Origin of the sequence: Aromatoleum sp., assembly GCF_035254505.1 — a bacterium.
In the GTDB taxonomy this organism is placed as follows: Bacteria; Pseudomonadota; Gammaproteobacteria; order Burkholderiales; family Rhodocyclaceae; genus Aromatoleum.
The window spans coordinates 1-7,553 of sequence record NZ_DATFAO010000041.1; the positions used below are offsets into that span (position 1 = coordinate 1).

Sequence of the window (7,553 nt, forward strand, 5' to 3'; positions counted from 1 at the left end):
GCCGCGACAACGCATGAAAAAAGGCCTCGCGACCGTAGCACAGCTCTCCGAATTTGACGAGTTCATCGACGCCCGCAGCCCGGCCGAATTCGCCGAAGACCGCATCCCCGGCGCCATCAGTTGCCCCGTCCTCGACAACGAACAACGAGCGATCGTCGGCACGATCTACAAGCAGCAATCCGCCTTCGAGGCCCGCCGCATCGGCGCCGCGATGGTCGCGGAGAACATTGCGCATCATCTGCGCGAGCGCTTCCAGGACAAGCCGAAAAACTGGCGACCGCTGGTCTATTGCTGGCGCGGCGGCCAGCGCAGCGGCTCCTTCGTCACGTGGCTGCGCCTGATTGGCTGGGACGCCTGCCAGCTCGCAGGCGGCTACAAGAGCTGGCGACATCTCGTCGTCGAAGAGCTCGCCGCCCTGCCCGGCCGTTTCGATTTCCGTGTCGTCTGCGGCGCAACGGGCAGCGGCAAGACCCGCGTCCTCGAAGCGCTCGGCAGGCTTGGCGCGCAGGTGCTCGACCTGGAACACCTCGCCGCCCACAAAGGCTCGGTTCTCGGCGCGCTGCCCGACCGGCCGCAACCGACGCAGAAGTCCTTCGAAACGGACCTCTATGGCGTGTTGCGGACCTTCGACCCCACTCGTCCCGTTTACGTCGAGGCCGAAAGCCGCAAGATCGGGCGCATCCAGGTCCCGGAAGTCCTCATTGGCCGAATGCGCGAAAGCCACTGCGTCGCGATCGAAGCGACACGCGAAGCGCGACTCGATTTCCTGGTTCGGGACTACGCCTACCTTGGCGACGACGTATCCGACCTGCAAAGCAAGATCGACTGCCTGCACGGCCTGCAGAGCAACGAAACCTTGGCGAACTGGAAGGCGCTTGCCGCGCGGCATGAGCTCTACACGCTCTTCGCGGAGTTCATAGACAAGCACTACGACCCGCTCTACCAACGCTCCCAGAACCGCAACTTCGCCCGCTTTCCGCGAGCGCCAGCCTTCGTCTGCAAGGATCTCAGCGACGAGGGCATCGGGGAGCTGGCCGATCGCATTCTGCGCGAACAGCAGTGAATCACGCGCCCATCGAAAGACCCCATTTCTCGATCCGGTAGCGCAAGGTGTCCCGGCTCACGCCGAGCAGGCGCGCCGCGCGCGACACGTTCCAGCCGGTCCGCTTGAGGGCATCGAGCAGCGCACGCCGTTCGATGTCTTCGAGCGTCTGCGCGGGCGCGTCGGCACGCGGCCGGGACGTCTCCATGACGTCGGGCATTGTCGGGGACGGCGGCACCGCGGTCGTCGTCAGCGACAACTGCGAAGCCTCGATGACCGGTCCCGTATTGAGCAGAACCGCCTGTTCGAGCACGTTGCGCAGTTCGCGCACATTGCCCGGCCAGCGATGTCGCAACAACAATGCTTCGGCTGCAGCCGACAACGACGGCTCACGCTTGCCGTATCGCCCCGAGTGTATCGCGATGAAGTGGTGCGCCAGGGACAGGATGTCATCTCCGCGGTCACGCAGCGGCGGAAGCGTAATCTGGAAGACGCACAGGCGGAAGTAGAGGTCCGCGCGAAAACGTCCCTCGCCGACCAGCGCGTCGATCGGCCGATGCGTCGCGGCGACGATCCGCACGTTCACGCGCTGATCGCGCAGGCTACCGATGCGGCGCACCGTCTTTTCTTCCAGAAGCTTCAGAAGCTTCGCCTGCAGGCCAAGGTCCATGTCGCCGATTTCGTCGAGAAACAGCGTTCCGCCCTCCGCAGTTTCGACGAGGCCGAGCTTGCGTTCGCGCGCGTCGGTGAACGCCCCCCGCTCGTAGCCGAAGAGCTCGGATTCCAGCAGCTGCGCCGGAATCGACGCACAGTTCAGCTCGACGAACGGCCGGTCCCGACGCGGTCCGTTGTAATGCAGCGCGCGTGCGACGAGCTCCTTGCCCGTGCCCGTCTCCCCGAGCACCAGGACTGCCGGCGCATCCGCATCCTGCAACTGCGACTCCGCCTCGAGCAGTTGCCGCAAGGTCTGCTTGAGCGCGCGCATCGGCGGCGATTCGCCGAACAGGCTCGTCAGATCCGCCGCATCGGCTTCGCGCTGCTGGTAGTAGTCGAGTGCGCTGTCGCGCTGGGTTTCGTGGAATGCCTTGTCGATCAGCAGCTTGAGTTTCGCCAACGCGACCGGCTTGGTCAGGAAGTCGCGCGCGCCGGCCTTCATCGCTTCGACCGCCAATTCGACGCTGCCATGACCCGTGATCATGATGACGGGCAAATGACGATCGAAAGCCTTCAGCCGCGCCAGCGCCTCGAGCCCGGTGATGCCGGGCAGGTTGAAGTCGAGCACGACGGCGTCCGGCTTGAAGACGTCGAGTAGCGCGAGCCCCTCCTCCGCCGTCTCTGCGACACGCACATCGTAGGCGCTACGCTCAAGATAGATCCGGATGTTCTTGCCGAGGACCGCCTCGTCCTCGATGACCAGAATCGCGCGTCCCATCGCCCCTCCCGCTCAGGCTGCCGCCATGATCACTTTCACCGCCGTGCCGTCGCCGGGCGAACTTTCGATCGCGAGCGCGCCGCCAAATCGTTCGACGATCCGCCGGGCCAGCGCAAGTCCTACGCCCAGTCCTCGCGGCTTGGTCGTGAAGAACGGCTTGCCGGCGCGCTGCAAGAGTTCTGGTGCCATCCCCGGCCCGTTGTCCCGCACGAGGAGCAGCACCTGTCGACCGCCGCGCTCCACGTCGCAGGCCACTTCGAGGCGACCGCCGTTGCCGACCGCCTCGATCGCGTTCGCCACCACGCTATGCAACACCTGCCCAAACAGAAGGGGGTCGCCGCGCACGGCCGGAAGCGTATCCGGCAGCCTCAATTCGACATCGATGCTGCGGCGCTGAAGCTCACGCGCAAACTCGTCAATGCAACGCCGCACCAGGGGCTGAAGCTCGATCGCCGTCAGCTTCTCGTTGAGCGGACGGGAGTACGACAGGAGTTCGCGCACCCACGCCTCCAGCCGGTCCGACTCCGCGATGATGTCGGCTGCCGCTTCGGCCGTCGTATTATCCTCGGTGAGCAGCATGAGCTCGGCCGAACTCCTGATCGACGCCAAAGGATTGCGGATGCCGTGAGCAACCGCGGAACTCATCTCACCGATCACCGCGAGCGTCTCGGCGTCCAGCAGGCGGCGTTGCTGCTCCCGAATCAGCAAATCCGCGCGCCGCACGAGCCAGAACAGGGCGGCATACAGGAACATCCCCGAAAGTGCCGCCCCGACCGCGATGTAGCGATACAGATGCTGGAGCGCATTGAAGAGCGCGACAGGGTTCTTGTAGACCTCGATGGCCCCTACCACTGCACCGGTCTGCCGGTCCCGCACCGGGAGATAGATCTCGACGAAGAAGTTCGCGGGCTGGGCGAGGTCCTTGTGCTCGGCCTTGTCGTGAGCCTCATCGTCATGCCGCTGGCCGTGCGCTACCAACTCGCCGCGGAGCGCGTCATCGAGTTCGTCATTCACGCCGAACAGTTGTCCGATCAGCTCCTGGTCGCTGGACCATAGGATTCGCCGGCCGCGGTCATACACGTTCGCGCGCAGCACTCCCGGAATACTGGCGATATGCTCGATGGCCTCCGCCGCATCTTCGCGGCGCGCGGGTTCGCTTTCCGCAAACATGTTCAGGAAGGGCTTTTCCACCAGCACCAGGTTCTGCACCATTTCCATCGTCAGTTCGCCCTCCTGGCGCACCATTCGATCAGTGACGAAAATGGAAAGCAGGTAACCCGCGAGGGCCGAAATTCCGGCGATCGAAAGCAGTCCTACGAGCGCGAACCAGCGGCTCAGATTGAACGGCCGAGGTCCCGATGAAGGTCCCCGTGAATCGGCCATAATGGGCGTCGCGGGTTGCGTCCGTCCGCCGCTAACCGCCTCATCGATGGACATATCGGCTCCGGCCAAGAGAAGTACCGCCAGCATACCGGGCGACCGGGCGGCGACGGTATGACATGCTGCCGCATGTCCCCCATCTGTCTAGGCACGTCGCGTGCCACTGGGCTTGTGAGAGCCACTTCCACGGCGGACGGCAAGCTAGCGAAACGACCCAGGTGACAGGCCGCGGGAAATCGCCCCAGATTGGGTCAAATGCCCAAGAAATGGGGGTGCCGCGCTCAGGCGGCGCCAGGCACGGGCAGGTCCACTATCGCCTCGCTTGCCTTGACGGCACAAACGCGCTGGATCACAGCGTCACGCGGACTGTGAACGACGCCCTGCTCGAACGCGACGATCGTGAAATCTGCTGCCAGCCTTTGGAGCAGTTCGCCCGGCCGAAGCAGGAAAGCAGGATTCGACGGACGTCCGTAGCGCTCCTGACCGAGCATGAACGTTTCGTAGATCAGCACCCCGCCCGGCCGCAGGCACGCGAGCATCGCATCGAATCGCGGACGGAACAGATAATTGGTAACGACAATCGCGTCGAATCCAGCCTCTGCGAACGGCCACGGCCCGTCCTCAAGGTCCGCGAGCCGCGTACTCACACGCGCCTCGCCGGCAAGCCGCGCGAGCGCCTCGGGGTCCCGATCGACCGCCTCGACGTCGAACCCAACCCGCGCGAGCCAGCGCGCGTGTCGTCCGCTGCCGCACGCGTAATCGAGAACATGCCCCGCCGGCGCGATCATTCCCGCAAACCGCCGCACCCAGGCCGAGGGTTCGAGTACCGGAGTGTGAGGCGCGGTCATGATTCCACTCGCAGGATATTTACATAAAATGCGATCCGATTGCGCGATATGCAATGCGTCGGGTGAGGCCTGTGCCCTTGTTTCATGACATCTCCCAGAACTGTCGCAGATTGGCCGAGAAACGGCCTTTGATTCTAGCCCCGCACCGTCCACGACGCACGGAAGCCAGCATTCGCGAGCTTCTTTGTGGTTTGCCCCAATCGGCGATTGAGTCAACATATGTCACAATGCGTTATTGTGCACTGCAGTAAGCTTGAGTTTGTCGAAGATTCAGCCACACTGCAGCAGACATCCGACACCAACGAACACTTAGCGCGCCCACCTGGATTCAGGCGATAAAACCAATGAAAGAGAAGCACTATCTCAGCCCGCTGATCGAGCCGAAATCCGTCGGCATCATCGGGGCCAGCGAACGCGAAGACTCGCTTGGCAACGTGCTCGTACGGAACATGCTCGACGCGGGCTTCCGCGGCCGCCTCTTCGCCGTCAATCCCAAGCACGAATCCGTGCTCGGCGTGCCCTGCTACAAATCGGTCGAAGACGTTCCCCACCGCCTGGATCTCGCTGTGATCGCCGTCCGCGCCGACCGCGTGCTGACGATCGTCGAAAGTTGCGGCCGCGCCGGCGTCAAGGCGGTCGTCATCATTTCGTCCGGCTTCTCCGAAACCGGCCCCCGCGGCGCCACACTCGAACGCCATATCGTCGAAGCGGCACGGCGTTACCGCATCCGCCTGCTCGGCCCGAACTGCCTCGGCATCATGCGTCCGGACCTGGGCCTGAACGCCACCTTCGCGCACGTCAGCGCCATGAAGGGCACGATCGGCCTGATTTCCCAGTCCGGCGCACTGTGCACGTCCATCCTCGATTGGGCCAAGCCCAACAACATCGGCTTCTCGGCCGTCGTGTCGCTCGGCTCCTCCAGCGACATCGACTTCGGCGAGGTGCTCGAATACCTGATCTCGGACCCGCGCACCGAGAGCATCATCATGTACGTTGAGGGCATCCGCGACGCTCGCCGCTTCATGAGCGCCCTGCGTGGCGCCGCCCGCGTGAAGCCGGTGCTGCTGATCAAGGTCGGCCGGCATCCGGCGGCGGCGCAGGCGATCCGCTCCCATTCCGGTGCGATGAGCGGCGACGATGCCGTCTTCGACGCGGCGCTGCGCCGCGCGGGCGTCATCCGGCTGTACAACATGGGCCAGCTCTTTGCCGCCGCCAACGCGCTCTTCTCCCACTTCCGCCCGCGCGGCAATCGCCTGGCCATCGTCACCAACGGCGGCGGACCGGGCGTCATGGCGGCAGACCGTGCAGCCGATCTGAACATCCCGCTCACCACCTTCTCCGACGGGACGATGGAAAAGCTCAACGCGAGTCTGCCCCCCGGCTGGTCGCGCGGGAACCCGATCGACATTCTGGGCGACGCCGGCGTCGAGGCCTATACGAAGACCGTTCACGCGGTACTCGAAGACACCAACGTCGATGGCGTCCTCGTCATGCTCACGCCGCAGGCGGTCACCAACCCGACCTCGGTCGCGCAATCGCTCATCGAGCTGGAAAAGAACGCCGACAAACCGGTCGTCACCTGCTGGATGGGCGAGGACCTCGTGCGCGACGGGCGGAAGGCCCTGCAAGCGGCCGGAATCCCGACCTTCCGCACCCCGGAACCCGCCGTCGAACTCTTCAGCCACATCTCGGCCTATTACCGCAACCAGAAGTTGCTGATGCAGACGCCGGCATCGCTGTCGCATCTGAATCCGCCGAGCGTCGAGAGCGCGCGCCTGGTGATCGAGACGGCGCTGGCCGAGCGCCGCAAGGTGCTCAACGAAATGGAATCGAAGGCGCTGCTCGCGGCCTTCCGCATTCCCATCGCACAGACCGTGATCGCCCGCTCCGCGACCGAAGCGATGGTGCTCGCCGAAGAAATCGGGCTTCCGGTCGTGATGAAGATCGACTCGCCGTCGATTATCCACAAGACCGACTCGGGCGGCGTACGTCTGAACCTCGGCAGCCTTGCGGCCGTGCGCACGGCCTACCAGGAGATCCTCGAGGAAGTCCGGCGGAACAAGCCGGACGCCGCGATCAACGGCGTCGCGATCGAGCCGATGATCCTCAAGCGCAACGGCCGCGAGCTGGTCGTCGGCGTCAAGCGTGACCCGGTCTTCGGCCCCTACATCACCTTCGGCGAGGGCGGCAACCGCGTCGAAGCCAATAAGGACCTGGCCGTCGCGCTGCCGCCGCTGAACAACTTCCTCGTCCGCGACCTGATCCGTTCGTCGCGCGTATCGAGCCTCCTCGGCGAATTCCGCACCATGCCGCCGGTGAATATGGAGTCGCTCGAATTCGTGCTCCTGCGCATCTCGGAAATGGTCTGCGAACTGCCCTGGATCCAGGGCCTCGAGATCAATCCGCTGATCGTGGACGAAGACGGTGCAGTCGCCGTCGACGCCCGGGTGACGGTCGAGAACGTCTCCCCCTCGGTCGATCGCTATGCCCACATGGCGATCCACCCCTACCCGTCGCAGCTCATCAGCGTATGGACGCAGCCGGACGGCACCGCTGTCACGATTCGCCCGATCAAGCCTGAAGATGCCGAACTGGAAGTCGAGTTCGTCCGCAAGCTGTCGGCCGAGACCAAGTACTACCGCTTCATGAACACGATGCGCGAGCTGCCGCCGGCGATGGTCGCGCGCCTCACGCAGATCGACTACGACCGCGAGATGGCTTTCGTCGCGACCATCGACGCCGAAGGCAAGGAGGTCGAGGTTGGCGTCTGCCGTTACGCTGTGAACCCGGACGGCGAATCCTGCGAATTCGCGGTCGTCGTTGCCGACGATTGGCAGCACCGGGGTCTCGC

5 protein-coding genes are annotated in these 7,553 nt (G+C 64.5%); 2 read left to right on the forward strand and 3 right to left on the reverse strand.

Annotated features, from left to right (window positions below; genetic code table 11):
* Positions 1-13 precede the first annotated feature (13 nt).
* Entirely contained in the window at positions 14-1,063 is a 1,050-nt protein-coding gene (mnmH, locus tag VJ673_RS06340) for a tRNA 2-selenouridine(34) synthase MnmH (protein WP_324125214.1), read from the forward strand.
* A gap of 1 nt (position 1,064) precedes the next feature.
* On the opposite strand, the gene VJ673_RS06345 is transcribed toward mnmH, so the two are convergent.
* The 3 genes from VJ673_RS06345 to VJ673_RS06355 form a co-directional block, all read right to left on the reverse strand.
* A complete protein-coding gene (locus VJ673_RS06345; protein WP_324125210.1) occupies positions 1,065-2,474 on the reverse strand; it encodes a sigma-54-dependent transcriptional regulator in 1,410 nt (469 codons plus the stop codon).
* Positions 2,475-2,486: 12 nt separating this feature from the next.
* Complete coding sequence (locus VJ673_RS06350) at positions 2,487-3,911, reverse strand: sensor histidine kinase (RefSeq protein ID WP_324125211.1); 1,425 nt, start codon at positions 3,909-3,911, stop codon at positions 2,487-2,489.
* Positions 3,912-4,135: 224 nt separating this feature from the next.
* Positions 4,136-4,702 (reverse strand): class I SAM-dependent methyltransferase, encoded by a 567-nt coding sequence (locus VJ673_RS06355; RefSeq protein ID WP_324125212.1) that lies wholly within the window; start codon positions 4,700-4,702, stop codon positions 4,136-4,138.
* A gap of 344 nt (positions 4,703-5,046) precedes the next feature.
* Here VJ673_RS06355 and VJ673_RS06360 point away from each other — a divergent pair.
* A partial coding sequence (locus tag VJ673_RS06360; RefSeq protein ID WP_324125213.1) for a bifunctional acetate--CoA ligase family protein/GNAT family N-acetyltransferase occupies positions 5,047-7,553 on the forward strand: 2,507 nt, incomplete at its 3' end.

What these genes read in the sequence shown, in the direction of transcription:
- VJ673_RS06345 (WP_324125210.1), bottom strand. Translation starts at nt 2,474, where the DNA reads ATGGGACGCGCGATTCTGGTCATCGAGGACGAGGCGGTCCTCGGCAAG.
- VJ673_RS06355 (WP_324125212.1), bottom strand. Translation starts at nt 4,702, where the DNA reads ATGACCGCGCCTCACACTCCGGTACTCGAACCCTCGGCCTGGGTGCGG.
- mnmH (WP_324125214.1), top strand. Translation starts at nt 14, where the DNA reads ATGAAAAAAGGCCTCGCGACCGTAGCACAGCTCTCCGAATTTGACGAG.
- VJ673_RS06350 (WP_324125211.1), bottom strand. Translation starts at nt 3,911, where the DNA reads ATGTCCATCGATGAGGCGGTTAGCGGCGGACGGACGCAACCCGCGACG.